Origin of the sequence: Janthinobacterium sp. Mn2066, assembly GCF_049319705.1 — a bacterium.
Classification (GTDB): domain Bacteria; phylum Pseudomonadota; class Gammaproteobacteria; order Burkholderiales; family Burkholderiaceae_D; genus Janthinobacterium.
Window position 1 is genome coordinate 111,890 of sequence record NZ_JBMOUF010000014.1, and the last position, 24,591, is coordinate 136,480.

Genomic DNA, 24,591 nt, shown 5'->3' on the forward strand with positions numbered 1-24,591 from the left:
GATGGTGCACTGAAGAAATAAACGTACGGCCTTGTCTTAATAAAAAGTTTACACTTAAGAAATAGAAACACCAAGGAAAGCAAATGGACCTCGATATTGTTGCATTATCAAGACTGCAATTTGGGCTGACCGCCCTGTACCACTTCATATTCGTTCCGCTGACCATCGGCCTGTCCGTGATGCTTGCCATCATGGAAACGGTCTACGTGATGACGGGGCGCACCATCTGGCGCGACATGACCAAGTTCTGGGGCGTCTTGTTCGGGATTAACTTTGCCATGGGCGTTGCCACCGGCATCGTCATGGAATTCCAGTTCGGCATGAACTGGAGTTATTACAGCCACTATGTGGGCGATATTTTCGGCGCGCCGCTGGCGATCGAGGGCTTGATGGCCTTCTTCCTGGAAGCGACCTTTGTCGGCATCTTCTTCTTTGGCTGGGATAAATTGTCGGCGCGCGGCCATCTGGCCACGACCTGGCTGGTGGCCATCGGTTCGAACTTCTCGGCCCTGTGGATCCTGATTGCCAATGGCTGGATGCAAAATCCCGTCGGCGCCGCCTTCAATCCGCAAACCATGCGCATGGAAGTGACCGACTTCGGCGCCGTGCTGACCAACCCGGTAGCGCAGGCCAAGTTCGTGCACACGGTGTCGGCCGGCTACACGGTGGCCGCCATCTTCGTGCTGGGCGTTTCGGCCTGGTATCTGCTCAAGGGGCGCCACGTGCAGCTGGCCAAGCGCTCGATGACGGTGGCTGCCTCGTTCGGCCTGGCCGCTTCGCTGTCGGTGGTGGTGCTGGGGGACGAAAGCGGCTATCTGTCGTCGGAACATCAAAAGATGAAGCTGGCCGCGATCGAAGCCATGTGGCACACGGAGCCGGCGCCTGCCGCCTTCACGGCCTTCGGTTTCCCTGACCAGAAAGCGCGCGAAACGCATTACGCGATCCACGTGCCGATGGTGATGGGCCTGATCGGCACGCGTTCACTGTCGACCGAGATTCCTGGCATCAATGAACTGGTCGAGCGTGGCGAGTATCTGATCAAGGATGGCGTGAAAGCCTACGATGCGCTGCAAACCATCCGCAGCGTGCCGCCGGGCGGCGCCATACCGCAAGAAGCCAAGGATATCTTTGAATCGAAAGGCAATTCACTCGGTTATGCGCTGTTGCTGAAGCGCTATGTCGACGATCCGCGCCTGGCCACGCCCGAGCAGATCAGCAAGGCCGCGCAAGACACCGTGCCCGCCGTGGCGCCGCTGTTCTGGTCCTTCCGCGTAATGGTGGGCCTGGGCATGTTCTTCATCGCACTGACCGCCACCTTCTTTATTTTGTCCGTGCGCCGCACCCTGGACGCGCACCGCTGGCTGCTGAAAGTGGCCGTGTTCGCCATCCCGCTGCCGTGGATCGCCGCCGAAGCGGGCTGGATCGTGGCCGAAGTGGGCCGCCAGCCGTGGGTGATCGAGGGCGTCTTGCCGACGGCCGTGGCGGTATCGAACCTGGGCATCACGACCCTGCTGATCACGATTGCCGGCTTTGCCGCGATCTATACCGTGCTGCTGATTATCGAGATGAAGCTGATGCTGAAGGCCATCCGCAAGGGGCCGGCCGAAACGGCGCCTGCCGTCGCGCCTTCCGTCACCCGCACTCAACTCGCTTAAAGGAGCACCATCATGATCCTGCATGAATTAATTTCTTACGAAACCCTGCGCCTGATCTGGTGGCTGCTGATCGGCGTGCTGCTGGTCGGATTCGCCGTCACGGACGGCTTCGACCTGGGCACCGGCATCCTGCTGCCGTTCGCCGGCAAGACGGACCTGGAACGCCGCGTCATCATCAACAGTATCGGCCCCGTGTGGGAAGGCAACCAGGTCTGGCTGATCCTCGGTGGCGGCGCCATCTTCGCCGCCTGGCCGCAGCTGTACGCCGTCTCGTTCTCGGGCTTTTACCTGGCCATGTTCGTGATCCTGGTGGCGCTGATCCTGCGTCCGGTGGCCTTCAAATTTCGCAGCAAGCGCGAAGATCCACGCTGGCGCGCCCGCTGGGACGCGGCCCTGTTCGTCGGCGGCTTCGTGCCCAGCCTGATTTGCGGCGTGGCGATCGGCAATGTGCTGCAAGGCGTGCCGTTCCGCTTCTCGCCCGACATGCACATCTTCTATGACGGCAGCTTCTTTGCCCTGCTCAATCCGTTTGCCCTGCTGTGCGGCCTGGTCTCGGTGGCCATGCTGGTGATGCATGGCGCCACCTGGCTGCAACTGAAGGCCGATGGCGTGGTGGCCGAGCGTGCGCGCCGCTACGGCAGCGTGGCGGCGCTTGCCACCGTGGTGCTGTATGCGCTGGCTGGCGTGGCCCTGTGGCTGTGGATCGATGGCTACCGTTTCACCAGCACGGTGGTGGTCGATGGTCCGTCGAACCCCATGCTGAAAACGGCCGAGCTGCATGCCGGCGCCTGGTTCGTCAACTTCGCGGCCCATCCGTGGACCTGGATCGCCCCTGCGCTGGGCCTGGTGGCGCCGCTGCTGGCGTTTGCCTTTTTGCGTGCACGCCGTGAAGTGCCAGCCCTGCTGGCCAGCGCGGCCAGCATCGCCGGCATCATCCTCAGCGTGGGTGCGGCCATGTTCCCGTTCATTTTGCCATCGTCGATCGATCCGCGCGCCAGCCTGACGGTGTGGGATTCCTCATCGAGCCACATGACCTTGTTCATCATGGTAGTGGTCACGGCCATCTTTATCCCGCTGATCGTGGCGTACACGAGCTGGGTGTATAAAGTGCTGTGGGGCAAGGTCGATGGCAAGGCGATCGAAGAGGGCAAGGGCCACGCCTACTAATTGTTTTCAAATAAATATTAAAGAAAGGAAATACTTATGTGGTATTTCGCCTGGATACTGGGCTTGCCGCTGGCAGCGACCTTCGCCGTGCTCAATGCGATGTGGTACGAAATGGTCGATGGCGACACGACGCCTGAAAAGTACCGCAAGGAATAGTAACAAGCTGCACGCCATGCCGATCCCGGCATGGCTCTCTGGCCTCGTCCGGCGTACGCGTTTGCGTCCGCCTTTGGCGAGGCTTTTTCTTTATCAGAGCAAGATGAATTCGCCTCGGATACGCAACTTCATGCCACGCGGCCGGTCGGCGCCGGCCGCTACCGACCAGGCCGTCACCCACAAGGCGCAACGTTCGCGGGCCAGGGCGTCGTCGCGCTGGCGCAAACGTTCGCAGGCCAGGTCGATCCGTTGGGCAAGATACAGGCGCTGATCGATGGGATCGGCTTGTTTGCTGTAATGGCGCATGACTGTCCTTTCTATCCGGTGGCCGCCCGCGTGATGCATGGCGTTACAGCCATGTACGCAGCCAGGATATGTTCGGATTCAGCGAGCGCAAAAAAGCCACCGCATGGGTGTAATGCTGTTCAGTTAAGCAGTCCTACACTACTTACCCCAACATCGAAAGTGCCGGGGTCAGACCCGCCGGGTCTGACCCCAGGGTTTGCTTTTGGGGTAAAAATGACGCTAACTGAACGGCATTACACCGCAGGGATGGCTGATTTTGCCAGTCGCAGCGTTAATCGTGGGGCTTGCCCTGTGGCTTCGGTGTGGACACGGCAATCGGGTCGCTGGCAGGAAAGCTTTCCTTCAGCGCCTCGTCGAGCGCTTCTTCCGCGTGGCCTTCCCGTACCGGGGTGGGGGAATCGCGTTCCGGTGGCGGCGATGGCGTGGCGGCGGCATTGGTGGCCGAATTCATGGCTGGGTTCATTGCCGGCACTCCTCTCGTTCACACGGATGACGATTTCAGCTTAGCACATGCCACGGAAAAGGCGCGCTCCACAGCGCATCGAAGGCTCTCTGCTACACTGCCGCCATTCTTGCCACCGGAACCGCTCCATGACCACCATTTCCTTGCCCTATCGCGCCACCGCCGACGAAGCCTGTGCCTGGCTGACTGCGCAGACAGGCACACCCTGGACCCTGGCGCGGCTGCTGGAGCAGGGCGGCTTGGCGTATGTATGGCTTGATTATTCGCAAGAGTGGGCGCAACTGTTCACCGACGGCGTGACGCGCTATGCGGCGCCCGTCGTGTTTATCGAAGACAAACAGCATCTGGCTGGCGGTGGCGCCGATGTGCGCCTGCGTTTGACGCGCGATGCCGGCAATTTGCCGATCCAGTTGCCGGGCGAGGGTTTGCGCGTCTCCAAAGAAGGCTTGCATTTCCAGGAACGCGACCTGCTGCGCCTGCTGAAAGAGCTGCAGCAGCCGCCGGCTGAAACCGTGCCAGCGCCCGTGGTCCTGCCCAGCGCCTTGAAAGGCTTGAGCCGCGAACAGATATTGACCGCCTTTGCCGGCGTGGGCAAGGTCGACCTGGCCCAGGGCATGACGAACGGCGTGGGCATCTTTGGCGACGACGGCGCCCGCGTGCGCAAGAATTCGCGCGGCGGCAAGAACAGCCATCTGTGGCATCCCGTGACCTTGGCCTTCGGTTTGCACGATGTGCACCGCGTGCCGATGGCGCACCTGAAAAAAGCCTTCGCCACCCAGCCGCTGTTGCGCGACTGGAAGGCGGACTGGCTGGAGTCCTTGGCCTTGCTGGGCGAATAGTCTTACTTGCTGTTGCCGAAATTGGGCTTTGCCGCCCGCTTGGCGCGGATCGCATCGATCTTGGCCCAGATCAAGGCCAGCTCTTCCTCGCCGGCGCCATGCATGTCCAGCTCGTGCGCCAGGCACAGGGCGGCCAGGGTCACCATCACGCCGCCCACTTCCTGCTTCTTGTCACCCGCTTGCCTGCCAAACACATAATCGACCAGCTGATGGGCTTCCCCGGCGGTGGCGCCACAGGCCTGCGCCAGTTCCAGCGATTCCTCCAGGAAGCGGTGATTGCGTTCCACATGGTCAGCGGCCAGTTCTGCGCCAAAACAGGCGATCATCCATGGCTGTACGCGGGACTGGAAAGAGGGGGAATCTTGCATGCTGTACTCGTTCAAAGTGTGTGTAGAAAATATCGGCAAGCTGCAATGGTACGTGCAACTTGCCGATGCTGCCAGACTGGGTCAGGCTAGGCTTAGCTGGCGGTAAGCATTTCTACTGCTTGACCATGGTCCACGCCCGGTAGTGCCGGGATCAGGCGTAATGCACGTATGGTCGACGCGCACGCGCGCGCCACTTCCGCTCCCTTGACCTGGAAATGCTGGAAGAAGAATTGCTGGTGCTCTTCCCCGGCGTGGAAGTGATGCGGTGTCAGCACCGCCGACAGCACGGGCACGCCCGTAGCAAGCTGCACCTGCATCAGGCCTGAAATGACGGCTTCGGCAACAAATTCCATGCGATAGATGCCGCCATCGACCACCAGCGCCGCTGCCACCACGGCCGCATACTGGCCGGTCTGGGCCAGTCGCTGTGCTTGCAGTGGAATTTCAAAGGCGCCGGCGACGTCGAAGAAATCGATGTCTGACTCAAGATAGCCCAGTTCACGGATTTCGGCGACAAAAGACAGACGGCACTGTTCGACGATATCGCGGTGCCAGCTGGCTTGAATAAAGGCGATGCGTCCGCCTGCCTGATCGGAAGTGGTGGTGATAAAAGCTTGTTGTGACATGGTATGACTCCTGTTTTCAGAAATAACAAAAAACAGGGCGTGGATAGATAAGGATGCAATCTGCCGGTGACAGGCGTGACCAGCCACAGGGCGCGGGTACACCGATCCTGGCCTGGCATAGGCTGATCCAGGACGCGGTCGATACGCGCACGACATCATCTGCATGAAACATGCATCAAACGTCGATTCCATCCCGCTCTCTCTTTATCCGGACTATACCGTCGGCCCCGGAATCTCACCAGGTCTGCTGACCTTGCTCCCCATGTCATCGACATCAGCAACAAGCGCTCGCGGGCTAGGCATGGCTGCCATTACCGCCGGTGGGGAATTGCACCCCGCCCTGAGAACGTGCCGCGTTGTCGCACAGGGTGCGAGACGCGGCGGTCTGACTATAACATGCTTGTTTGGGATGCAGCATAGGAAAGTGCTGTACGGCAATGTGCTCTTGGTCTGCCTTATTTGTTCTTGCAGAGCGTGGTTCCGAGAAATACATTCTCAGGAAATTAATGGGTTGCAACAAGTCAGCATTACAGTCGGGTGGAGAGATTTTTTATATTCCTCTTTAAGAAACATTCTTGAAGCCATCAGTCGTGAATGTCCATGACTGTCCGGCCGCTATCGTGAGTCATGCCGCCCTGAAACGCAAAAAGCCCAACCGTAAGGCTGGGCTTTTTGCTTGAGAATTCTGGCTCCCCGACCTGGACTCGAACCAGGGACCTGCGGATTAACAGTCCGTCGCTCTACCGACTGAGCTATCAGGGAAAGGCCGCTATTATAGGGAGCTTCTGCTGTTCTGGCAAGTTGCTTATGTTATATCTCGATGGGGGCGACGTCGGTGCCGATATCGGGGGCCGAGTAGTGCAGGCAGAAATAGGCAAAGGCGGCGACGTTGATGGCCACCGTGATCCAGAACAGGATGCGGAACGAGCGCTTGCTGGACTTGTGGCGCAGCCATTGTTGCGCCAGTACCGCGCCGGGCCAGCCGCACAGCAAGCCCAGCAGCAGCAAGGTGCGTTCCGAGGTGCGCCAGCTGCCTGCCTTGGCGGCGCGCTTGTCGAGCGCGTAAGCGACGAAACAGCCCAGGCTCAGGGCGCCATAAATCAGGGCGACAAAGGGCGGGATATGGAAAAAGAAGGTCGCGGCCAGATACAGCACGATAAAAAACAGGATGGACAGATAGGGCATGATGTATTCGAGGTGCTTGCTTGGGTTGGATGGAGACGGACAGCATCATAGCGTGTCCTTGAGTCTGGCTCCAGGCTGCCTAAAACAGCGAGCCTTGCGCCGTATCAATCTGCACGGCGCGGCGCCGGGCGTGGCCTGTCTTTTGGGCTTCCCGGTCGCTCGACAGGGAAATGCCTTCCAGCGTCAGCAAGGTTTCCTTGGCATGCAAGCCGCCCGCAAAGCCTGTCAACTCGCCCGTGGCGCCGATCACGCGGTGGCAGGGGGCGATGATGGAAATGGGATTCTTGCCATTCGCGGCGCCCACGGCGCGCACGGCAGCGGGGCGGCCGATCTGGCGCGCTATCTTGCCGTAACTGCGCGTCTGGCCAAACGGGATGGTCAGCAGCGCCTGCCATACTTCTTGCTGGAAGGTGGTGCCGGCAAAGTCCAGCACCAGGTCGAATTGCTGGCGCGTGCCGGCGAAATACTCGCTTAACTGGCGTGCCGTTTCCAGCAGCAAGGGATGCGTTTTATCTTCCAGCATCTCACCCAGGCGCACGCGGTTGGGTTTGTCGTCTTGCCACAGGATGGCGGCCAGGCCCGCTTGATGCGCCGCCACGCGGGCGACCAGGGTCAGTTCGCCGACGGGCGAGGGTACCACCATATACCGATATTCCATGTCGCACCTCGTGGACTTTGCCATTGATTGGACTGCAATGGCATGCAGTTTATCAGGCTGGGAAATATCGTGATGCGGCAGGTGCTGGAAAGTTACTTGCCAGCAGCTTGTATATATTTGTTTTCAGCATCCTGAAAACCTTGCGCAAAGTCGCTGGCGGCCTGGATGCCCCAGCCAGAGATCAGCAAGAGGAAGACGCCGCCGAGCATGGTGTTGCGGTGATTCTTTTTATATCCCCGGATAATGACGACGGCTGCCAGCGCAAGTAATGCTAATTCCACGTAATACATGAATAATCCGTAATGGTGACCGGGGTCGGATATTGGCATAAGTTTTTCTTTTTGGCAACTTACTCATGGCGGATGCGACGATGACAGCACTGGCAAATACACTGGCTAGCTATGACGAGATCCGCGGCATTGCCGAGCGGCTGGTACACGACCATTATCCGGGCGCCGTGGCGGCCATTATCGGCGGCTCGTTCGCCACTGGCCGGCAGACGGCCAGCTCCGATATCGACTTGCTGCTGCTGTTCGATTACGTCGAGCACGCCTGGCGCTCCACCATCGTCGCCGAAGGACGCACGGTGGAACTGTTTGCGCACGACCTTGCTACCTACAGCTATTTTTGCCGTGAACTCGATGCGCCTGGCGGCACGGTGCCGCTGGCGGCGATGGTGGTCGAGGGGGAAAACATCCTCGCTTCGGGCGAGCACTACGCCAGGCTGCAGGCGCTGGCGCAGTCCATCCATGCGGCGGGCCCACCGGCCCTGACGGCGGTGCAGCTGCAAATGCGCCGTTATGAAATCACCACCTTGCTGGAAGACCTGGGCGACAGCCGCCATGCGGGCGAGGCGCTGGCCGTGGCTTGCCGTTTGTACGAAAAGCTGGCCGACCTGCGCTTGCGGGCGGCGCAGCAGTGGAGTGGTGGCGGCAAGCATTTGTATCGACGGCTGCATGCGTTTGATGCGGTCATCGCCGAAGCGCTGGATGCTGCGCTGCGCCTGCTGGCCAGCGACCTGGCAGCAGGCCAGCAGGCGTATGCACAGCTGATTGCTGCCGTGCTGTCGCCGGTCGGTGGTCCCTTGCTTCACGGACACAGCCTGCCGGCGCCTGCGCACTGGCGCAGTGATTTGGACTGATTAAAAGGCGCTGCGCACGGCCAGGCTGATATTGCGCGGTTCGCCCCAGAACACGCCGTCGAAGAAGCCCACGTTGCGGTAGTACTTTTTGTCCAGCAGGTTGTTGGCGTTCAGCTGCACGCTGGCATGCTTGCCGATAGCGTAGCTGCCCATCAGGTTGAACAGCGCGTACGCGCCTTGCGGGATATTCGTCGTCGCCCCTGTTGGCGGCCGGCCATACCAGGCTTCGCTGTAAGTTGCGCTTTGCGCCGTCATGCTGGCGCCCGCCCGCAAGCCGTGCAAGGCGCCATCGAAACGGTAGCTGGTGGCCAGGCGCAGCAGATGGCGTGGCTGGTTGGTGGCGGCGCGCCGGCCATCGGCCTCGGCTGCATGCAGATAGGTGTAGCCGCCGTTCGCTTCCCAGGCGGGCGTGAGCTGGCCGGACAGGTCGAATTCAACGCCCTTGGCCGTGATGCCGTCGCCATTGGCCACCATGGCCTGGCCGCCATCGGGCAAGAGGAAGCCGGGCGGCACCGTGCGGTCCAGTTCAGCCAGGTTCTTTTTCCTGGTGTGGAACAGGGCGGCCGAGGCGTTCAGCTTGCCGTCATAAAATTCTCCCTTGAGACCCAGTTCGGCATTGTCGCCCGTTTCCGGTGGTAAAAACTTGTTGTTGCGGTCCTTGCTGGTTTGCGGATTGAACAGCTGCGTGAAACTGGCATAGAGCGAATATTGCTTGTTGATGTCGAATACGGCGCCCACATAGGGCGTGACTTCATTGCGCGTTTCGGCAAAGTCGCTGGTGTCGATGAATTTGCCTTGCGTATCGTAGTTGCGCGTGTCCGTGCGGTAGGTGCTGTTGCGCGCGCCGACGATCACATGCAAGGGATCGGCCAGGCTCAGCCGGGTGGCAACATAGCCGCCCGCCAGGCGCGTTACCGTTTCGCTGCGGGAACCGTCCGGGTGGAAGATGGGGCGCGGAATATTGCCGGTCCAGCTGCGGTAATCGGGAATCTGCGCCGGGTAATTGATTTCGGCTTCGCCGCCGAGCGAGCGCGCCCGCTGGTTGCCGCCATTCCAGCCGATGATGGCCGTGTGTTTGCGTCCCAGCAAGGTGAATGGCCCGCTGGCATACACATCGACATTATCATTGTCCGTCTTGCCCTCGCCCCAGGCGCCTGTCCACAGGCGCATGCCTGTTCCCGTGGCCGGGTTGGGGTAGCCCGCCCCCGCATAGGCGACGGTAGTGCGGTTGCTGCTTTCCGTGTGGGCATAACCGAGGTGCACGGTCCAGTTGCCGGGCAGGCGCTGGTCGACCGAGGTGAAAATCGTATGCTGCTTGTTGGCCCAGGTGCTCCACGGCGTCGTGAAACTGGTGTTGCGCGGCATCTGGGCCAGGCTGCCATCGGCATTCCAGTAGGGTACGGCGCCCCAGGTGGCGCCGGTCGGCGTGTTGTCCTGGAAATCAGCGCCAAAAGTGAGCAGGGTGCCAGGGCGCAAGTCCGCCTCCAGGATGGCCATGCCCACCGTCTTGCGCTCATGGTACATGTCCAGGTAGGAATCGCGCCGCTGTTTGGCCAGGGCGGCACGGCCGCGCACGCTGCCATCCTGGTTCAGGGGCGTGGAGATATCGGCTTCCACGCGCTGGTCGTCCCAGCGGCCCGCGATCAGGCCGGCGCTGCCCTGGAAGGCTTTCGTGGGGCGCTTGCGCACCATGTTGATGGTGGCCGACGGATCGCCCGTGCCGCCCATCAGGCCGGTGGCGCCGCGCACCACTTCGATGCGGTCATACAGGATAGTGTCTTGCAGCGGCGCATTGCCGCCGCGTGGCATGCCATCGACCTGGAGGTTGTTGATGCCGAAACCGCGCGCGTAAAATGTCGTGCGTTCCGTGTCATTCTGGCCTACCTGGATGCCTGTCGTTTGCGCCAGCGCCTGGTCCAGGCGCACGGCGCCCAGGTCGTCCAGCAGCTGGCGCGTGATGACGCTGACCGATTGCGGGGTTTCGCGCAGAGACAAATCCATGCGCGTGGCGCTGCGCATTTCGCCGGCCGTATAGGAACCCGTGCCTTCCGTGGCGGCCGGTCCCTGGCCCGTAACGGTGACGGCTGGCATGGTGACGTCGTGATCGGCGCCGGCCGCGTGTGCGCACAGGCTGCTGGCGGCGATGCCCAGCAGGGTCAGGTGCAGCAAGCGGGGCAGGGGACGCAGGCGGAGGTGGGACGAGGGAATGGTGAAATGTGGAACGGGTGTCGACGTCGAAGGCATTATTTTCCTGGCTGTGTGGTGATTTCCTGTCTCGTTTGCTGGAGGGCTGCGGCGCCCTGAAGTCTGGCTTGGAGTTGATGCGCTGTGTGGTGATCTTCACAATTTGTGAATAAGAATCATTATCAATATACTTCTTATTGTTTCATTAAGCAAGTACGTGTATCCCTGGGATGCTGGCCGCAGAAAGGGAGCTGAACGGATTTTTTGTGCTTCTGCCATAATGCTGGCAGGTAAAAATATTCTTACGAAGAAAGAAATGCATGCGTACATGGATCGCGGGTGCCGGGTTGTGCTGTGTCGTGTTGCTGGGCCATGCCCAGCAGCACGAGGCGCCGCCGCCCGTGCCATCTGCCGTCCCGCTGGACAGTACGCCTGCCGCCGTGCAAGCGCCGCAGCAGGAGGCGCCGGAAACGGCGCCGCAAACCGTGACGGTCACGGCGACCAGCGATGCGAAGGCGCCGCGCGTGCGTTTCACTGCTTATGAAGAAAGCTATCAGACGGCCAAGAAAGTATGGGAAGTCTCAAAAGGCAGCGTGGTCATGGCCTTGCGCCTGATCCCGGCCAAATTGAACGCCACCATCAGCGACGTGCGCGTGGCCTTGAAGGGCAATGGCGCACCGATCCCGGTCAAGGTGTCTGACGGCGGCGTGTTTGTCGTGCCCTTGAACGCCGATGTTGCGGCGCAAGATGGAATCTTTCTGGTGAACAAGGAAAAGGGCGAACTGACGGCCAGCATGGTGATCCAGCCGGCTGTCGGCCAGGATGCGTGGAACGTCACGCGGATAGCGCAAGTCTTGCATGACGCCAAGCGCGCCGTGCGGGCCATCACGCCATGGTATAAAAAACCGTTCGCCAAGGAAGTGCAATCGCTGGCATTCTGCACGGCCGAGCAGGGCAGCGCCTTGCAACTGGTGGAGGGCGAACAGCTGATCGCCACCTTGCCGATGAACGAGCCAGCTGTCAACGATATCAATATGCCCGTATTTTGCAAGATATTCGATGGCGAGGATAAATATCCGGGCCACTACCGCATGGTCTTGCCGGAGCAGACCACCGTCTTGCTGTTGTAGCGCGAGCCTGAGGGAATGGCCACGGCCGCGTTAACGTTGCCTGGCCATTGTCAGACTCGCTGGGTCCGGGGAGCCTCAGTGACCATGCTGCTGCGTGAGTTCCAGCGCTGCCGCCAGGGCCACGTCCATGGTGGCCTGGTGAAATAGCAGCCATTGCGGCAACAAGGCGAGGGCGTGGCGGCCTTGCGCCAGATCGCCTTCATCGACCGCCGCCCAGGCGTGATGCAAGCTGCACAGCATGCGCGCATGCTGTTCGCGATGATTGGGCAAGGCGGGAAAACCGATGCCCTCCATCAAGTCTTCTTCTTCGCGAAAGTCACGCTCTACGGCCGCGATCAGGTCGCGAAAGGCAGTGCCGAATTGCTGGTCGTCCAGTTGCGCCAGGTGCGCGATGGCTGAAAACAGCGCTGCGTGCGCCTCGTCGATGGCGGGCAGTCCCAGCGCCATTTCTTCGTTCCACGTGTCCATGACAGGCTCCTGCTTGGGTTCATCATGATGCTGACTGAGCCATATCAGTGTGCGTCTCGGATACACATAAAACTATGATCTATATCAAAGGTGTGATGGATACCAGGCAGGCTGATGGATATTCAGCCTGTCTTATCCGCCACGCATGACGATGTCCGGTTAGCGCTGTGGCCAGCGGCTCCACATGGCGTGGGCATCGACATTCGGGATGGGGATGTTCTGGACGATTTGGCCTTGCAGGGGGCCGCGCAGTATCACGGGCACGAGCATCAGCGCAGACAGGGCAAGGCAGGCCAGCACTTTAAGCGTCAACATGATCGTCTCCTGGTTTGCCGGCAGTGGCACGGTATGCGTCGCTTGCCGGTCATTCCCAACTTCTTACCACGTCTTCAGTGTAGTGCGCCTGATGTAAACGTCAACAGAATGCTGTGTTGCGCTGCCGCAATATAGCCTGTTGCTTAACAACCCCTTGCAAAATCGACGCGCAGCAGGTTTTGCGAGGTGTTTTCTAATACACGTCGCGGCGGTAGCGTCCCTCGGCCATCAGCGCATCGAGTCCATCCTGGCCCAGCAGTTCCAGCAGGACGGCATCGACGCCGGCCGCCATGCCTTGCAGGCTGCCGCAGACGTAGACGATGGCGCCGTCCGCCAGCCAGGCGTGCAATTCGGTCGCATTGGCGCGCAGGCAATCCTGCACGTATTTTTGCGCCGTGCCATCGCGTGAAAAGACGCGGTCCAGGCGCGCCAGGTGGCCCTCGTTCTGCCAGCCCTCCAGCTCGGTGGCGCAAATGCTGTCGGCCGCTTGCTGGCGCTCGCCAAAGATCAGCCAGTTGCGGGCCAGGCCCGCTTCCTTGCGGGCGCGCAAGTGCGAACGCAGGCCGGCCAGGCCCGAACCGTTACCCAGGTAGATGCACGGCACGTCGTCCAGCGCGGGGGCGAAGGCGGGGTTGGCTTGCAGGCGTAATGACAATTCGCTGCCGACAGGGGCGTAATGCGTGAGCCAGCCCGAAGCGATGCCATAACCGCCATTCTCAAGGCCGTCATGGCGCTGCTGGCGCACCAGCAACTGGATTTCGCCATCGCCGGGCAAGGACGCCAGCGAATAGCTGCGCGGCGCGTGAGCTTGCTCGTCGCCGCCAGGTATCACGATTTCCGCCAGCGCACCGGCTTCCCAGCTGGCGCCGGCCGGGCCGGCGAGGGCGATCTCATACAGCTGGCCGCCCTGGCTGCCCGGATTGAGCAGCACGCGGCGCGTCAAACGCCAGGTCGCGTACGAGGCAGTTTCCTGTACCACGATGGCGTCGATCGGACTGCCGCTGCATTGCGCCAAGGCTTGCGACCACAACGCCAGCGCAGCAGGGTCGTGCTTGTCCACTTCGATCAGCGGGAACAGGGACGTGGCGCCCAGGCCCAGCAACTGCGTATTGAGCGCGTGGCCAAAACCGCAGAACTGGCTGTAATGGCGGTCGCCCAGGGCCAGCAAGCCGAATTCCAGGCTGGCCAGGGTGTCCTTGCCCGTTTGCAGCAGGCGCGCAAAACGGCGCGTGCCGTCTGGCGCTTCGCCTTCGCCAAAGGTGCTGGCAACGATCAGCGCCCGTTCATACTGGCGCAGTTGCGCCGGGGTCAGTTGATCGAGCGAGCGCACGTCCACCGGCACGCCCGCCTGTTGCAGGGCGCGTGCGCTCTCCAGCGCCAGGCGTTCGGCCTGGCCCGACTGGCTGGCGTAGGCCACCAGGGTCGGCAAGCCGGCGCCTGCGCAGGCCGGTGCAGCGGCGCCCAGCATGGCGCGCTGCGCCTGCACCGCCCGCTTGGCCTTGCGGCGGCCCAGGTACAACATCCAGCCGGTGATGGCGAACAGGGGCAGTCCCAGGCTGGCCAGCAGCATGATGATGCGGCCTGGCAAGCCAAAATACGTGCCCATGTGCAGCGGATAAATAATGCTGACCAGGCGCGAACCGAGCGCCTGCTGGCCGTAGCGTTCATCCTTGGTGATACTGCCATCGTCTGCTTTCAATGCCATGGTATTGCGGGCGCGTTCATGCGGCGCGTCGGCGGCCAGCCAGGTTACTTGCACGGCGTCGCCAGCACGCACCGGCATGCGCACGGTGGCCAGGGTCCAGGCGCCGGCCTTGTGCTGGAAGGCGTCCCAGGCCACGCTGACATCGACCGCTTCCGCTGGCTTTTTGACTTTGGGCGGGCCTTTTTTAGCTTGCGCGGGCGCTTCGCGCGGCGGCTTGCCGGCCCAGGCGTCGATATTGTCGCGCACCACGTCGTAGCTCCAGTAAATGCCGGTGATGGTCAGCGCCAGATACACCAGCAAGCACCAGGTGCCGGCCACGGCGTGCAGATTCCACAGGAAGGAGCGGCCTTTCAGTGCCGGATCGAACGTGAGCCAGGTGCGCCAGTCCAGCGGACGGCGCGGCCAGCGCAGGTACAGTCCCGACAATGCCAGGCCCAGCAGGCACAGGGCCAGCGCGCCGGCCACCTTGCGGCCCGGTTCGCGCGGCAGCAGCAGCCAGCGGTGCAAGGACTCCGTCCATTCAAAGAATTCCGCGCCTTGCAGCGCTGGCTGGGTCGCGCCCGTATAAGGATGGATGTAGATCGACTCGCCGCGGCGCTGGCCCTCTTTGGGCGCAAAGAACAGACGCGGCACGGCGCCCGCTTGCGCATACATGGTGATGGAGGCCACTTTCTGGCCGTGTTCGCGTTCGGCGATCCGGCTCAGCTGGGCCGGCGTCAGCACGGCCTTGTTTTCCACCGTGACATGGCGCACGCCAGGGTTGAGCAGATCGAGGATTTCATCCTTGAACGCCAGGGTGGCGCCGCTCAGGCCGATGATCACCAGCACCGTGCCGGCCGTGATGCCGATCAGCCAGTGCAGCTGGAACCAGACCTGCTTCCAGGTCCAGTTCCACCGCGCCGTACGCTGGCGCGTTTCTGGCTGGACGGTGGCCAAGGGGACGCTATCGCTGGCACGGGCGGAGGGCAGGCTGGCGGCGGTGGAGGCGGTATTCATCGATCGGCTTTCAATTGTTCTATTTGAAGCTGCCACGGCGCAGGCCAGGCTGAGTCGCGCATAGTATCGCAAATGAGAACCATTCGCAAATCATCTCTCATTCTCAATAGGAGTAATTTACAATCCGCCAATTATGTGTGAAAATGAAAATCATTCTCATTCGCCTATCATTTTCTTTATCTGCCCCTGCCGTGTCCATCGCCCTGTCTCCCAACGCCGCGTTTGCCAATTTATATAGCAGCCACCATGGCTGGCTGTATCAATGGCTGTGGCGCAAGCTTGGTTGCCGCGATGGCGCGGCCGACCTGGCGCAAGACACGTTCGTGCGCATGCTGGCCACCCAGTCGGCCGACAGCCTGCGCGAACCGCGCGCCTACCTGAGCACGGTAGCCAATGGCTTGCTGGTCAATCACTGGCGCCGTTTGAGCCTGGAACGCAGCTTTTTGGCCGCCCTGGCCAGCCGCCCCGAGCTGACGGCGCCATCGCCCGAAGAGCGGGCGCTGGTGGTGGAAACCCTGACCCGCATCGATGCCATGCTCGACACCTTGTCGCCGCGTGCGCGCCAGGCTTTCCTGCTGGCGCAGATCGATGGCTGGACCTACGCCCAGATCGCCACGCAGCTGGAGGTATCGGAGCGGATGGTCAAGAAATACATGGCGCAGGCGATGTTGCAATGCATGCTCAGCATGGATGACGCCGGTTGAACAGCGCAGGCCGTGCAGAGTGTGATTACCTGGTCTTGCAGGAAGCGGCCGAATGGTTTGCCGTGCTGCGCGCCGACGATGCGGCGCTGGCCGACCAGCTCGAATGGCAGCGCTGGCACGACGCCTCACCGGCCCACCGCGCCGCCTGGCGCCGGGTAGAAGCAGTCAGCGCCGAATTTCAATTGTTGCCCGGCGAACCGGCCCGTATCGCGCTCGATGAGGTTGGGCCGCGCGATGGCAGCCGGCGCAACGCCGTCAAGGGATTGCTCATGCTGTGCCTGACGGCTGGCCTCGGTGGCGCGGCCTTCTTGCGGCGCGATACGCGCAACTGGCTCGCCGGCCTGAACGCGCAGCAAAGTACCAGGGTGGGCGAGATCCGCCAGATGGTCCTGGCCGACGGCGGCGCGCTGTGGCTCAACACGAATACTTCCCTCGACATCGATTACACGCCGGCCCTGCGCCGCATCGCCCTGTACTCGGGTGAAATCCTGCTCGCGACGGCGCAAGACAGCCAGCAGCCGCCACGTCCGCTGGTAGTTGACGTGGTGCATGGCCGCCTGCGCGCACTGGGTACGCGCTTTACTGTGCGCACCAGTGCGGATGCCACCTTGCTTTCCGTCTACGAAGGCAAGGTACAGGTCGAACCGCGTGACGGCGGCGGCACGCGCATCGTGGCGGCCGGCTCGCAACTGCGTTTCGATGCCGCTTCCATCGGCCAGCCCTATCCGCTTGACGACAATGCCACGGCCTGGCTTGAGCACCGCTTGATGCCGGACCAGATGCGGCTCGACGATTTCCTTGCTGAATTGTCGCGCTATCGGCGCGGCCACCTGGGCTGCGCACCCGAAGTGGCTCATCTGCGCCTGGTGGGCAGTTATCCGCTGGCCGACACCGACCGCATCCTGGCGGCGTTGGCAGCCACCTTGCCCGTGCGCGTGCACCGCATCCATGACTGGTGGGTGACGGTGGAAGCGGCGCCTCTGGAAAAATAATTCAGCTTATTTTCAACTTATTTTCAATTTGCGGTTCCCTTTTTGAAATCTCGCTTGGCAAGGGGTAATAAACCTTGCTGATCATTCGAACAGGATAGATAACCGTCGTGCCTTTTAACCTTGCTTTTCCTTCACGCTGGCATCTGCGCCCGCTGGCCTTGTGCCTGGCGGCATCATTGCTGCTGGCCGTGCCTGTCATGGCAAGTAGTGCCGATATTGCGCGCAGTTTCCAGGTCGCCGCCGCGCCGCTGGGCCAGGCGCTGCGCCAGTTTGCGGGGCAGGCGGGCATCCTGCTGTCGGCCGAGGGGCGTTTGACGCAAGGCAAGACCAGCGGCGGCTTGCGCGCCACCGTGTCGGTTAGTGTGGGTTTGCAGCAATTGCTGGCCGGAACGGGATTGATCGCCGTGCAACTGGCCGATGGCAGTTATATCGTGCGCCTGGCGCCGGCAGTCGCTACCGTGGATGGCCAGTGGCAAACCCTGGCGCCCGTCAAAGTGACGGGTCTTGCCGACGATGGCTACCGGCTCCGCAGTTCCAGCACGGCCAGCCGCAGCGAGCAGGCCTTGCTCAATACGCCGCAGGCGGTCAGCGTCGTCACGGGCCAGCTGATACGCGACCAGGCCATGCAAAACATGGCCGACGCCATGCGCTATATGCCGGGCGTGGGCACGGCCGCCGGCGAGGGCAACCGCGACACGGCCATCTTTCGCGGCAATAGCAGCACCTCGGACTTTTATATCGACGGCATGCGCGACGACGTGCAGTACTACCGCGACTTTTATAACGTCGATAGCGTGGAAGCCGTCAAGGGATCGAACGCCATGATTTTTGGCCGTGGCGGCGCGGGCGGCATTATCAACCGGGTCACGAAACAGCCTGCGTGGACTGATGCAGCGTCCGCTACTGTCAGCCTGGGCGCCTGGCAGGCACGCCGCGCCACGCTCGATGTACAAAACACAGTCGGCGAGAATGCGGCCGTGCGCCTCAATGCCATGCTGGAAGACTCCGCCTCGTTTCGCCAGGGCGTGCAACTGCGCCGGGCCGGTATCAACCCTACGTTCGCCTGGAAGGCGGGGCCGGCCACCCGCGTGATGATCGGTTATGAACATTTTCGCGATGACCGGGTAACGGACCGCGGTGTGCCTTCGTACCGGGGGCGTCCCTACGCCACCGATCCATCGACTTTTTTCGGCAACGCCAGCGTTAGCCCGTCGTGGGTGCGCATCGATGCCTTCAGCGCCGTGATCGAGCATGAGCTGGGCGGCGGCGCCGTGTTGCGCAACCGCACGCGCTATGCCGATTACGACAAGTTTTACCAGAATGCCTTTCCCTCGGCCGTCAGCGCCGATGGGACCAGCGTGACCGCGCTGGCCTACAACAGCGCCACCGTGCGGCGCAATCTGTTCAACCAGACGGATATAAGCTGGACGGTGCAGGGCGGCGGCCTGCGCCACCAGCTGGGCGCGGGCCTGGAACTGGGGCGCCAGCGCACGGACAACCTGCGCAACACGGGTTATTTTGCCAGCCTGGGCGAGAACGTCACCCGCATCAGCCTGCCGACGGCGCGCCCCGTCACCGATGTGCCGATCACCTTTCGTCCCAGCGCCACCGATGCGGATAACCATGGCGTAGCGGACACGGCTGCCCTCTACCTGCAAGACCAGCTGATTTTTTCGCCGCACTGGCAAGCCATCGTGGGCTTGCGCCATGAACGTTTTACGGTGGATTTTTTGAACCGCCGCACGGATGAGCGCCTGCGCCGTACCGATAGGCCATGGTCGCCGCGTGCTGCACTGGTCTACCAGCCGGTCGATACCGTGTCGCTGTATGCCAGCCTGAGCCAGGCTTTCTTGCCGCGCGCGGGGGAGCAGCTGGCCTCGCTGACGCCCGACAACCAGGCGTTCGAGCCCGAACGCTTTCGTAACGTGGAGCTGGGTGCGAAGTGGGAAGCCACGCCTAGCTTGTCGGCCAGCGCCGCCGTGTATCAGCTCGAGCGCAGCAATGTTGCCGTGATCGACCCGACCGACAGCCAGCGCTCCGTGCTGGTCGATGGCCAGCGCAGCCGGGGCCTGGAGCTGGAGCTGAATGGCAAGTTGACACGATCCTGGCAGATCGCCGGTGGTTATGCCTGGCAGCAAGCTGTGTTGACGGCCACGCAATCTGCTGGCGCAGTGGCCGGGGCCAGCGTGGCCCATGTGCCGCGCCACAGCCTGTCGCTGTGGAACCGTTATGACTTTATGCCCGACTGGGGCGCGGCGCTGGGATTGATATTGCGCAGTCCCGTGTTTGCGGCCGTGTCGAATACGGTCAGCCTGCCCGGTTATGGCCGGCTCGATGGCGCCCTGTATTACCGGCCCAGTGCGCGCTTCGGGTTGCAGCTGAATCTGGAAAACCTGCTCAATCACCAGTATTACGCCTCGGCACATAGCAACGACAACATCGCCCCCGGCACGCCGCGCTTGTTGCGCGTATCGGCCGCGTGGCATTTTTAACTGATTTTTGTAACCACTTAGCCAGCCAGCATTCCGTTCTCACAACGGGGGCAAGCCAGCCGATTGCATCCATCCAAACGACAGAAAGAGAAGAGATGAAACTGAAGAACAGTGCACCGGCCGGCGCCATCCAGAGCCGCAAACATACGCCATCGTCCGCACCGCGCCTGCATGGCGGCACGGCCCTGGCCGCCTTTGCCACCCTGGCGATGCCGCTGGCGCTGCATGCGCAAACGGCCGACAAGGCGCCGCAATTGCCTGAAGTCAAGGTCACTGCCACCACCAGCACCGAACGCCTGGTGCAAGCGCCCGTGCGCTCGGCCAACGACAAGATGACAGCGCCGCTGCTCGATACGCCAAAATCGGTGACCGTGATTCCTGCCGAAATCATTGCGCAAACGGGCGCCGTGTCCTTGACCGATGCGCTGCGCACGGTGCCGGGCATCACCATCGGCGCCGGTGAAGGCGGCAACCCGGTGGGCGACAATCTGTTTATTCGCGGCTACAACGCGCAAACCGATACCTATATCGACGGCATCCGCGACACGGGTTCGCAATCGCGTGAAATCTTTGACCTGGAACAAATCGAAGTCGTCAAAGGTCCGAACTCGGCCTATGGTGGACGCTCCTCGGCGGGCGGCGGCATCAATTTGATCAGCAAGAGTCCGAAAGCAGAAAACTTCACCAACGCCACGGTGGGCCTGGGCAATGCCAAATACCGCCGCGCCACGGCCGACGTGAACCGTGTCATCAGCGATGACGTGGCCGTGCGCCTGAACCTGATGGTGCATGACGCCCACGTGGCGGGCCGCGATTTCATCCATGGCGACCGCTGGGGCATCGCGCCATCGATCACCTTTGGCTTGAAGTCGGCCACGCAAGCCACGCTCAGCTACTATCATATGCAATCGAGCGAATTGCCCGATACGGGCTTGCCGTTCAACAATCCATTCTCGTCCGGCGCCAACGTGGCCAAGAATGGCAATGGCACGCCCGTCGATGTACCGCGCAGTACCTTCTATGGCCTGGTGAACCGCGATTTCCGCGACACCAAGACCGATATCGGCACCATCGACGTGCGCCACGACTTCGGTAATAAACTGGTCTTGCGCAACGTGACGCGCTACGGCAAGTCGGGCAACGATTACGTCTGGACCCAGCCCGACGATTCCAAAGGCAACACCATGCTGTACGGCACCGTCTGGCGCCGCGCCAACACGCGCGTGACGGACACCTCGGCCGTGGCCAATGCGACCAGCCTGGGCGGTGAATTCCTGGCCGGCGGCGTGAAAAACACCTACACGCTGGGCCTGGAGCTGAGCCGCGAAGAAACCAACCGCAGCTCGTACATCTTTACGCCAGGAACGAATAATCCGCTGACCAAGACGTTTACCTGCCCGACTTCCGGCGCGGCCACCCTGTACAACTGCGCACCCTTGCTCAACCCGAACGCCAATGACCCGTGGGTCTACACGCGCACGGTGTCGCCGGCGCGCACGACGGTGGTGACCAACACGCGTTCCGTGTACGGTTTCGATACCATCGAATTCACCCCGCAATGGCTGTTGAACGTGGGTGTGCGCTGGGATGACTACAAGAGCTCTTTGACCGTGCCGCAATACACCTTGGACAACAAGACTACCGCCGCCAGCAGCCTGAATGTGCATTCCACGTTCGCCAACTACCAGGCCGGCCTGGTCTACAAGCCATCGAGCAATAGCAGCGTGTACATTTCCTACGGCACCTCATCGACGCCACCGGGCAATGACGGCGGCGATGGCCTGGACGGTTTGTCGGCAGCCGTGCAAAACCTGCAGCCGCAAGACAGCAAGAGTTTTGAGCTGGGCACGAAATGGGAAGTGTTGCCGGGCGGCCGTTTGTCGCTCAGCGGTGCGTATTTCCAGAGCGATATGAATAACGCCCGTGTCACGGCGCCGGACGGCAATACGCAAAACGTAGGCAGCAAGCAAGTCAAGGGTGTCGAGCTGGGTATCAGCGGCAACTTCACCAAGGAGTGGTCGGTCTTCGGCGGCTACACGCATTTGAACGCGGTGGTGGAAAACAATGGTTTTGTCAGCACCGGTGTCGTCAATGGCGTAACGCAATATGCACCGTCGCCGTACAACGGCAACCAGTTCCCGACCACCCCGAAAAACAGCGCTTCGCTGTGGACGGCGTACACGCTGACGCCAGCGATCACCGTCGGCGGCGGCATCAACTATGTCGACAAGGTCTACGCATCGGTCGCCAACAACAAGTTCGCGCCGGCCTACACGCGTTTCGACGCCATGGCCAGCTATGTGCTCAGCCGCAATGTGACCCTGCAGCTGAATATCCAGAACCTGACGGACAAGCTGTACTTCGACAAGGTTTCCTCGCCGCATTATGCAGGCGTGGCGCCGGGCCGTACGGCAACCTTGACGGCGAATATCAAGTTTTAATGGCTTGAATAGCGAGTCGTAAAAAACGCACCGCCCGCTGAAACGGGTGGTGTTTCCCGGAGAAGACCATGCAGATGGCCATACCGAATACCGCAATCCAGGGCGATGGCCGCGTCTTTGAACGCTTGCGCGCCGCGCAGCTGCGTCCTACCAGCGCCCGCATCTGCATCTTGCAATTGCTGGCAGGCAACGGCCATGCCAGCCTGAATGCGGAAGATATTTACCAGCAGTTGCACGATAGCGGCATCGCCGTCAGCCTGGGCACGATCTACCGCGTGCTGAGGGAACTGGAAACGGCAGGCTTGCTGCTGCGCGAGCGGGAAGATAGTTCGAGCGGCAACAAGGCGCGCTACTGGATCAAGCCCGAGCATGCGGAAGAGGGCAGCTGCTATTTTGTTTGCCGCGTCTGCGAGCGCAAGGTGCTGGTGCAGGATCAGGTCCTGATGCAGCAGTTGCGCAAGGTAGCGCAGGTCCATGGCATGCAGGCGGGCGGCAATGTGGTATCGATGCAAATGTGCTGCAGCCATTGCAGTCATGAGGGGCGAGGAAAGCGCCGGACCGACAGGCTGGCTCGTACCTTGGTTTAGGCGCTACAATAGGGGACACTCTTTACTTGTTACCAAGCCGACATGACCACTTCTACACCGAATATCGTTGTTACCCCGTCCGCTCATCCTTTATCCGATGCCCAGCGCGCCGAACGCATGAACAATCCGGCTTTTGGCCGCGTGTTTACCGACCACATGGTGGTGATTCCTTACCGTGACGGCAAGTGGCAGCAAGGCGAACTGAAGGCCTACGGCCCGCTGAGCCTGGACCCATCGGCTTCCTCGCTGCACTACGGCCAGGCCATCTTTGAAGGCTACAAGGCCTTTGCCCAGCCCGATGGCAGCATCAAGACTTTCCGCCCAGAACAAAACGCCGAGCGCTTCAACCGCAGCGCCGCGCGCCTGGCGATGCCGGCGATTCCCGTGGAACTGTTCCTGGAAGCAGGCGACGCCCTGATTTCGCAAGACCGCAACTGGGTGCCGAAAAACACTGGCGAGAGCCTGTACATGCGTCCGCTGATGATCGCCACCGACCCTTACCTGGGCGTGCGTCCATCGGACGAATACCTGTTCGTGCTGTTCGCTTCGCCAGCGGGCGCCTACTTCCCGAAAGGCGTGAAACCGGTCACCGTGTGGATCAGCGAAGACTTCGTGCGCGCCGCGCCTGGCGGCACCGGTGAAGCCAAGTGCGCAGGCAACTACGCAGCCAGCCTGATGGCGCAGGCGCAAGCGCAGGAAAAAGGCTGCGACCAGGTGGTCTGGCTGGACGCCGTGCACCGTGAATTCATCGAAGAAATGGGCGGCATGAACTTGTTCTTCGTCTACAAGGATGGCGACAAGATCACCGTGGCCACGCCGGAATTGACGGGCACCTTGTTGCCAGGCATCACCCGCCGCAGCCTGCTGGAAATGGCGCGCGAGCTCGGTTATGCCACCGAAGAGCGCAAGTTGTCGGTCCAGCAATGGCGCGACGACATCGCTTCGGGCCGCATGATCGAAGTGTTTGCCTGCGGCACGGCTGCCGTGATCACGCCGGTAGGCGTAGCCAAGGCCAACGGTTTCGAAATGACCATCAACAATAACGAAAACGGCGCCGTCACCCTGGCGCTGCGCGAAGCCTTGCTGGGCCTGCAACACGGCACGGCTGAAGACAAGCACGGCTGGATGCACAAGGTTTGCTGAAGTGATGTGACGTGAACCACCGCGCCGGCACTGTGTTGCCGGCGTTTTTACTTTGAGAGAGGAAAAACCATGCGCCTGCTCCTGTCCCTGCTGTCCGCCGCTGTATTGAGCTTACCTTTGTTGAGTTTGCCTGCCACCGTGTTTGCCGCCGCGCCCGATGCTGCCGTGCAAGGCGCCACCTGCAGCGTGCCGCGCAATGTCAGTTATTACGATTACGACGTGAAACCGTCGGACGAGAAAAACACTTGCTACAAGAAAAGCACCAACGTGCCCACCGATTCCTTCGTGCTGGCGCTGTCCTGGTCGCCCGGCTTTTGCGACAGCCAGCGCCGCCGTGGTGAAGTTTCGAAGAAAGCTGCCTTCCAGTGTGCGGAGAGTAATCATTTCGGCTGGATCGTGCATGGCTTGTGGGCGCAGTCCGATAATCCCGCCACCTGTGAAGATATTTCCGTGACGCCGCCGCGCAAGACGGAATTGCATCCGCGCTATTGCAAGGGCGACTTGCCAAAATTGCCGCCAGCGGAAATCCTGCCGTATATGTGCATGCAACCGGGCGAAGCCTTGCTGCAAGGCGAATGGGAAAAACATGGCGCCTGCGATTTCGATACGGCCAGGGAGTATTTTGAAAAAGAGCGCGAGCTGTATCAAGCCTTGAAATTGCCTGCCACCAGCATGCCCAGGAATCAGTTGTTCCAGTGGATGAAGCAGCACAATCCGCAACTGAAAGGCCGATGGCTGGGCTATGAAAAGCACTCGGGCGAATTGCGCATCTGTTATTCGAAAGACTTCAAGGTCATCGACTGCAAGCAGTAATGTTATGAATACGCTTATTTGTTGATATTTAGTCTTGCCGATCAGGTAATCAGCCAA

24 protein-coding genes, 1 tRNA gene and 1 riboswitch are annotated in these 24,591 nt (G+C 61.4%); of the genes, 13 read left to right on the plus strand and 12 right to left on the minus strand.

What is annotated here, in order from left to right; genetic code table 11:
- The first annotated feature begins 83 nt into the window (after positions 1-83).
- From ACL9RI_RS24105 to cydX, 3 genes are read left to right on the plus strand one after another with little or no spacing between them, the layout of a single operon-like run.
- The gene (locus ACL9RI_RS24105; RefSeq protein ID WP_422729009.1) at positions 84-1,655 is read left to right on the plus strand and encodes a cytochrome ubiquinol oxidase subunit I; all 1,572 of its coding nucleotides are present in this window, start codon (positions 84-86) and stop codon (positions 1,653-1,655) included.
- 12 nt (positions 1,656-1,667) lie between these two features.
- Positions 1,668-2,822, plus strand: a complete 1,155-nt coding sequence (gene cydB, locus ACL9RI_RS24110) for a cytochrome d ubiquinol oxidase subunit II (RefSeq protein ID WP_422729010.1) — start codon at positions 1,668-1,670, stop codon at positions 2,820-2,822.
- Between the two features lie 36 nt (positions 2,823-2,858).
- Positions 2,859-2,978 carry a cytochrome bd-I oxidase subunit CydX gene (gene cydX, locus ACL9RI_RS24115; RefSeq protein ID WP_183738812.1) on the plus strand — a complete coding sequence of 40 codons (120 nt, stop codon included), beginning with the start codon at positions 2,859-2,861 and terminating at the stop codon, positions 2,976-2,978.
- Between the two features lie 93 nt (positions 2,979-3,071).
- Here the strand turns inward: cydX and ACL9RI_RS24120 are convergent, their stop codons facing one another.
- Positions 3,072-3,284: a hypothetical protein gene (locus ACL9RI_RS24120; protein WP_422729011.1), complete on the minus strand. Its 213-nt coding sequence runs from the start codon at positions 3,282-3,284 to the stop codon at positions 3,072-3,074.
- Positions 3,285-3,555: 271 nt separating this feature from the next.
- Complete coding sequence (locus ACL9RI_RS24125) at positions 3,556-3,747, minus strand: hypothetical protein (protein ID WP_422729012.1); 192 nt, start codon at positions 3,745-3,747, stop codon at positions 3,556-3,558.
- Between the two features lie 128 nt (positions 3,748-3,875).
- Here ACL9RI_RS24125 and ACL9RI_RS24130 point away from each other — a divergent pair, with 128 nt between their 5' ends.
- Entirely contained in the window at positions 3,876-4,586 is a 711-nt protein-coding gene (locus ACL9RI_RS24130; RefSeq protein WP_422729013.1) for a hypothetical protein, read from the plus strand.
- 2 nt (positions 4,587-4,588) lie between these two features.
- Here ACL9RI_RS24130 and ACL9RI_RS24135 read toward each other — a convergent pair whose 3' ends face one another.
- The 6 genes from ACL9RI_RS24135 to ACL9RI_RS24160 form a co-directional block, all read right to left on the minus strand.
- Complete coding sequence (locus tag ACL9RI_RS24135; protein ID WP_422729014.1) at positions 4,589-4,954, minus strand: hypothetical protein; 366 nt, start codon at positions 4,952-4,954, stop codon at positions 4,589-4,591.
- A gap of 92 nt (positions 4,955-5,046) precedes the next feature.
- Positions 5,047-5,580, minus strand: coding sequence for a 6,7-dimethyl-8-ribityllumazine synthase (locus ACL9RI_RS24140; protein ID WP_422729015.1), 534 nt, complete (start codon positions 5,578-5,580; stop codon positions 5,047-5,049).
- Positions 5,581-5,771: 191 nt separating this feature from the next.
- Positions 5,772-5,932, minus strand: a riboswitch (FMN riboswitch).
- A gap of 334 nt (positions 5,933-6,266) precedes the next feature.
- Positions 6,267-6,342: transfer RNA gene (locus ACL9RI_RS24145), tRNA-Asn, on the minus strand.
- Positions 6,343-6,390: 48 nt separating this feature from the next.
- Positions 6,391-6,765, minus strand: a complete 375-nt coding sequence (locus ACL9RI_RS24150; protein WP_422729016.1) for a DUF1294 domain-containing protein — start codon at positions 6,763-6,765, stop codon at positions 6,391-6,393.
- A 79-nt stretch (positions 6,766-6,844) separates the two neighbouring features.
- Complete coding sequence (locus tag ACL9RI_RS24155) at positions 6,845-7,423, minus strand: methylated-DNA--[protein]-cysteine S-methyltransferase (RefSeq protein ID WP_422729017.1); 579 nt, start codon at positions 7,421-7,423, stop codon at positions 6,845-6,847.
- A 92-nt stretch (positions 7,424-7,515) separates the two neighbouring features.
- Positions 7,516-7,752, minus strand: a complete 237-nt coding sequence (locus ACL9RI_RS24160; protein ID WP_422729018.1) for a hypothetical protein — start codon at positions 7,750-7,752, stop codon at positions 7,516-7,518.
- Between the two features lie 41 nt (positions 7,753-7,793).
- Here ACL9RI_RS24160 and ACL9RI_RS24165 point away from each other — a divergent pair, with 41 nt between their 5' ends.
- On the plus strand, positions 7,794-8,564 hold the full coding sequence (locus ACL9RI_RS24165; protein ID WP_422729019.1) for a nucleotidyltransferase domain-containing protein: 771 nt from the start codon (positions 7,794-7,796) through the stop codon (positions 8,562-8,564).
- Here ACL9RI_RS24165 and ACL9RI_RS24170 read toward each other — a convergent pair whose 3' ends face one another.
- Positions 8,565-10,808, minus strand: coding sequence for a TonB-dependent siderophore receptor (locus ACL9RI_RS24170; RefSeq protein WP_422729020.1), 2,244 nt, complete (start codon positions 10,806-10,808; stop codon positions 8,565-8,567).
- A gap of 260 nt (positions 10,809-11,068) precedes the next feature.
- Here ACL9RI_RS24170 and ACL9RI_RS24175 point away from each other — a divergent pair, with 260 nt between their 5' ends.
- Positions 11,069-11,878: a hypothetical protein gene (locus ACL9RI_RS24175; protein ID WP_422729021.1), complete on the plus strand. Its 810-nt coding sequence runs from the start codon at positions 11,069-11,071 to the stop codon at positions 11,876-11,878.
- A gap of 75 nt (positions 11,879-11,953) precedes the next feature.
- Here the strand turns inward: ACL9RI_RS24175 and ACL9RI_RS24180 are convergent, their stop codons facing one another.
- From ACL9RI_RS24180 to ACL9RI_RS24190, 3 genes are all read right to left on the minus strand, one after another.
- Entirely contained in the window at positions 11,954-12,346 is a 393-nt protein-coding gene (locus tag ACL9RI_RS24180) for a bacteriohemerythrin (RefSeq protein ID WP_422729022.1), read from the minus strand.
- A 159-nt stretch (positions 12,347-12,505) separates the two neighbouring features.
- The gene (locus tag ACL9RI_RS24185) at positions 12,506-12,661 is read right to left on the minus strand and encodes a hypothetical protein (protein WP_422729023.1); all 156 of its coding nucleotides are present in this window, start codon (positions 12,659-12,661) and stop codon (positions 12,506-12,508) included.
- A 193-nt stretch (positions 12,662-12,854) separates the two neighbouring features.
- Positions 12,855-15,362 (minus strand): PepSY domain-containing protein, encoded by a 2,508-nt coding sequence (locus tag ACL9RI_RS24190; protein ID WP_422729024.1) that lies wholly within the window; start codon positions 15,360-15,362, stop codon positions 12,855-12,857.
- Positions 15,363-15,505: 143 nt separating this feature from the next.
- Between ACL9RI_RS24190 and ACL9RI_RS24195 the strand changes: the two genes are divergently transcribed.
- The 7 genes from ACL9RI_RS24195 (at position 15,506) to ACL9RI_RS24225 (ending at position 24,534) form a co-directional block, all read left to right on the plus strand.
- Positions 15,506-16,066: a sigma-70 family RNA polymerase sigma factor gene (locus tag ACL9RI_RS24195; RefSeq protein ID WP_422729025.1), complete on the plus strand. Its 561-nt coding sequence runs from the start codon at positions 15,506-15,508 to the stop codon at positions 16,064-16,066.
- Complete coding sequence (locus tag ACL9RI_RS24200) at positions 16,063-17,058, plus strand: FecR domain-containing protein (RefSeq protein ID WP_422729026.1); 996 nt, start codon at positions 16,063-16,065, stop codon at positions 17,056-17,058. The genes ACL9RI_RS24195 and ACL9RI_RS24200 overlap by 4 nt, the downstream gene beginning before the upstream one ends.
- Before the next feature lie 107 nt (positions 17,059-17,165).
- Entirely contained in the window at positions 17,166-19,550 is a 2,385-nt protein-coding gene (locus ACL9RI_RS24205; RefSeq protein ID WP_422729027.1) for a TonB-dependent siderophore receptor, read from the plus strand.
- 95 nt (positions 19,551-19,645) lie between these two features.
- Positions 19,646-21,991 carry a TonB-dependent receptor gene (locus ACL9RI_RS24210; RefSeq protein WP_422729028.1) on the plus strand — a complete coding sequence of 782 codons (2,346 nt, stop codon included), beginning with the start codon at positions 19,646-19,648 and terminating at the stop codon, positions 21,989-21,991.
- A 68-nt stretch (positions 21,992-22,059) separates the two neighbouring features.
- Positions 22,060-22,578 carry a Fur family transcriptional regulator gene (locus ACL9RI_RS24215; protein ID WP_422729029.1) on the plus strand — a complete coding sequence of 173 codons (519 nt, stop codon included), beginning with the start codon at positions 22,060-22,062 and terminating at the stop codon, positions 22,576-22,578.
- A 42-nt stretch (positions 22,579-22,620) separates the two neighbouring features.
- The gene (locus tag ACL9RI_RS24220) at positions 22,621-23,721 is read left to right on the plus strand and encodes a branched-chain amino acid aminotransferase (RefSeq protein ID WP_422729030.1); all 1,101 of its coding nucleotides are present in this window, start codon (positions 22,621-22,623) and stop codon (positions 23,719-23,721) included.
- A 69-nt stretch (positions 23,722-23,790) separates the two neighbouring features.
- Positions 23,791-24,534: a ribonuclease T2 family protein gene (locus ACL9RI_RS24225; RefSeq protein ID WP_422729031.1), complete on the plus strand. Its 744-nt coding sequence runs from the start codon at positions 23,791-23,793 to the stop codon at positions 24,532-24,534.
- Positions 24,535-24,591 lie beyond the last annotated feature (57 nt).

What these genes read in the sequence shown, in the direction of transcription:
- ACL9RI_RS24105 (WP_422729009.1), top strand. Translation starts at nt 84, where the DNA reads ATGGACCTCGATATTGTTGCATTATCAAGACTGCAATTTGGGCTGACC.
- cydB (WP_422729010.1), top strand. Translation starts at nt 1,668, where the DNA reads ATGATCCTGCATGAATTAATTTCTTACGAAACCCTGCGCCTGATCTGG.
- cydX (WP_183738812.1), top strand. Translation starts at nt 2,859, where the DNA reads ATGTGGTATTTCGCCTGGATACTGGGCTTGCCGCTGGCAGCGACCTTC.
- ACL9RI_RS24120 (WP_422729011.1), bottom strand. Translation starts at nt 3,284, where the DNA reads ATGCGCCATTACAGCAAACAAGCCGATCCCATCGATCAGCGCCTGTAT.
- ACL9RI_RS24125 (WP_422729012.1), bottom strand. Translation starts at nt 3,747, where the DNA reads ATGAACCCAGCCATGAATTCGGCCACCAATGCCGCCGCCACGCCATCG.
- ACL9RI_RS24130 (WP_422729013.1), top strand. Translation starts at nt 3,876, where the DNA reads ATGACCACCATTTCCTTGCCCTATCGCGCCACCGCCGACGAAGCCTGT.
- ACL9RI_RS24135 (WP_422729014.1), bottom strand. Translation starts at nt 4,954, where the DNA reads ATGCAAGATTCCCCCTCTTTCCAGTCCCGCGTACAGCCATGGATGATC.
- ACL9RI_RS24140 (WP_422729015.1), bottom strand. Translation starts at nt 5,580, where the DNA reads ATGTCACAACAAGCTTTTATCACCACCACTTCCGATCAGGCAGGCGGA.
- ACL9RI_RS24150 (WP_422729016.1), bottom strand. Translation starts at nt 6,765, where the DNA reads ATGCCCTATCTGTCCATCCTGTTTTTTATCGTGCTGTATCTGGCCGCG.
- ACL9RI_RS24155 (WP_422729017.1), bottom strand. Translation starts at nt 7,423, where the DNA reads ATGGAATATCGGTATATGGTGGTACCCTCGCCCGTCGGCGAACTGACC.
- ACL9RI_RS24160 (WP_422729018.1), bottom strand. Translation starts at nt 7,752, where the DNA reads ATGCCAATATCCGACCCCGGTCACCATTACGGATTATTCATGTATTAC.
- ACL9RI_RS24165 (WP_422729019.1), top strand. Translation starts at nt 7,794, where the DNA reads ATGACAGCACTGGCAAATACACTGGCTAGCTATGACGAGATCCGCGGC.
- ACL9RI_RS24170 (WP_422729020.1), bottom strand. Translation starts at nt 10,808, where the DNA reads ATGCCTTCGACGTCGACACCCGTTCCACATTTCACCATTCCCTCGTCC.
- ACL9RI_RS24175 (WP_422729021.1), top strand. Translation starts at nt 11,069, where the DNA reads ATGCGTACATGGATCGCGGGTGCCGGGTTGTGCTGTGTCGTGTTGCTG.
- ACL9RI_RS24180 (WP_422729022.1), bottom strand. Translation starts at nt 12,346, where the DNA reads ATGGACACGTGGAACGAAGAAATGGCGCTGGGACTGCCCGCCATCGAC.
- ACL9RI_RS24185 (WP_422729023.1), bottom strand. Translation starts at nt 12,661, where the DNA reads ATGTTGACGCTTAAAGTGCTGGCCTGCCTTGCCCTGTCTGCGCTGATG.
- ACL9RI_RS24190 (WP_422729024.1), bottom strand. Translation starts at nt 15,362, where the DNA reads ATGAATACCGCCTCCACCGCCGCCAGCCTGCCCTCCGCCCGTGCCAGC.
- ACL9RI_RS24195 (WP_422729025.1), top strand. Translation starts at nt 15,506, where the DNA reads ATGAAAATCATTCTCATTCGCCTATCATTTTCTTTATCTGCCCCTGCC.
- ACL9RI_RS24210 (WP_422729028.1), top strand. Translation starts at nt 19,646, where the DNA reads ATGAAACTGAAGAACAGTGCACCGGCCGGCGCCATCCAGAGCCGCAAA.
- ACL9RI_RS24215 (WP_422729029.1), top strand. Translation starts at nt 22,060, where the DNA reads ATGCAGATGGCCATACCGAATACCGCAATCCAGGGCGATGGCCGCGTC.
- ACL9RI_RS24220 (WP_422729030.1), top strand. Translation starts at nt 22,621, where the DNA reads ATGACCACTTCTACACCGAATATCGTTGTTACCCCGTCCGCTCATCCT.
- ACL9RI_RS24225 (WP_422729031.1), top strand. Translation starts at nt 23,791, where the DNA reads ATGCGCCTGCTCCTGTCCCTGCTGTCCGCCGCTGTATTGAGCTTACCT.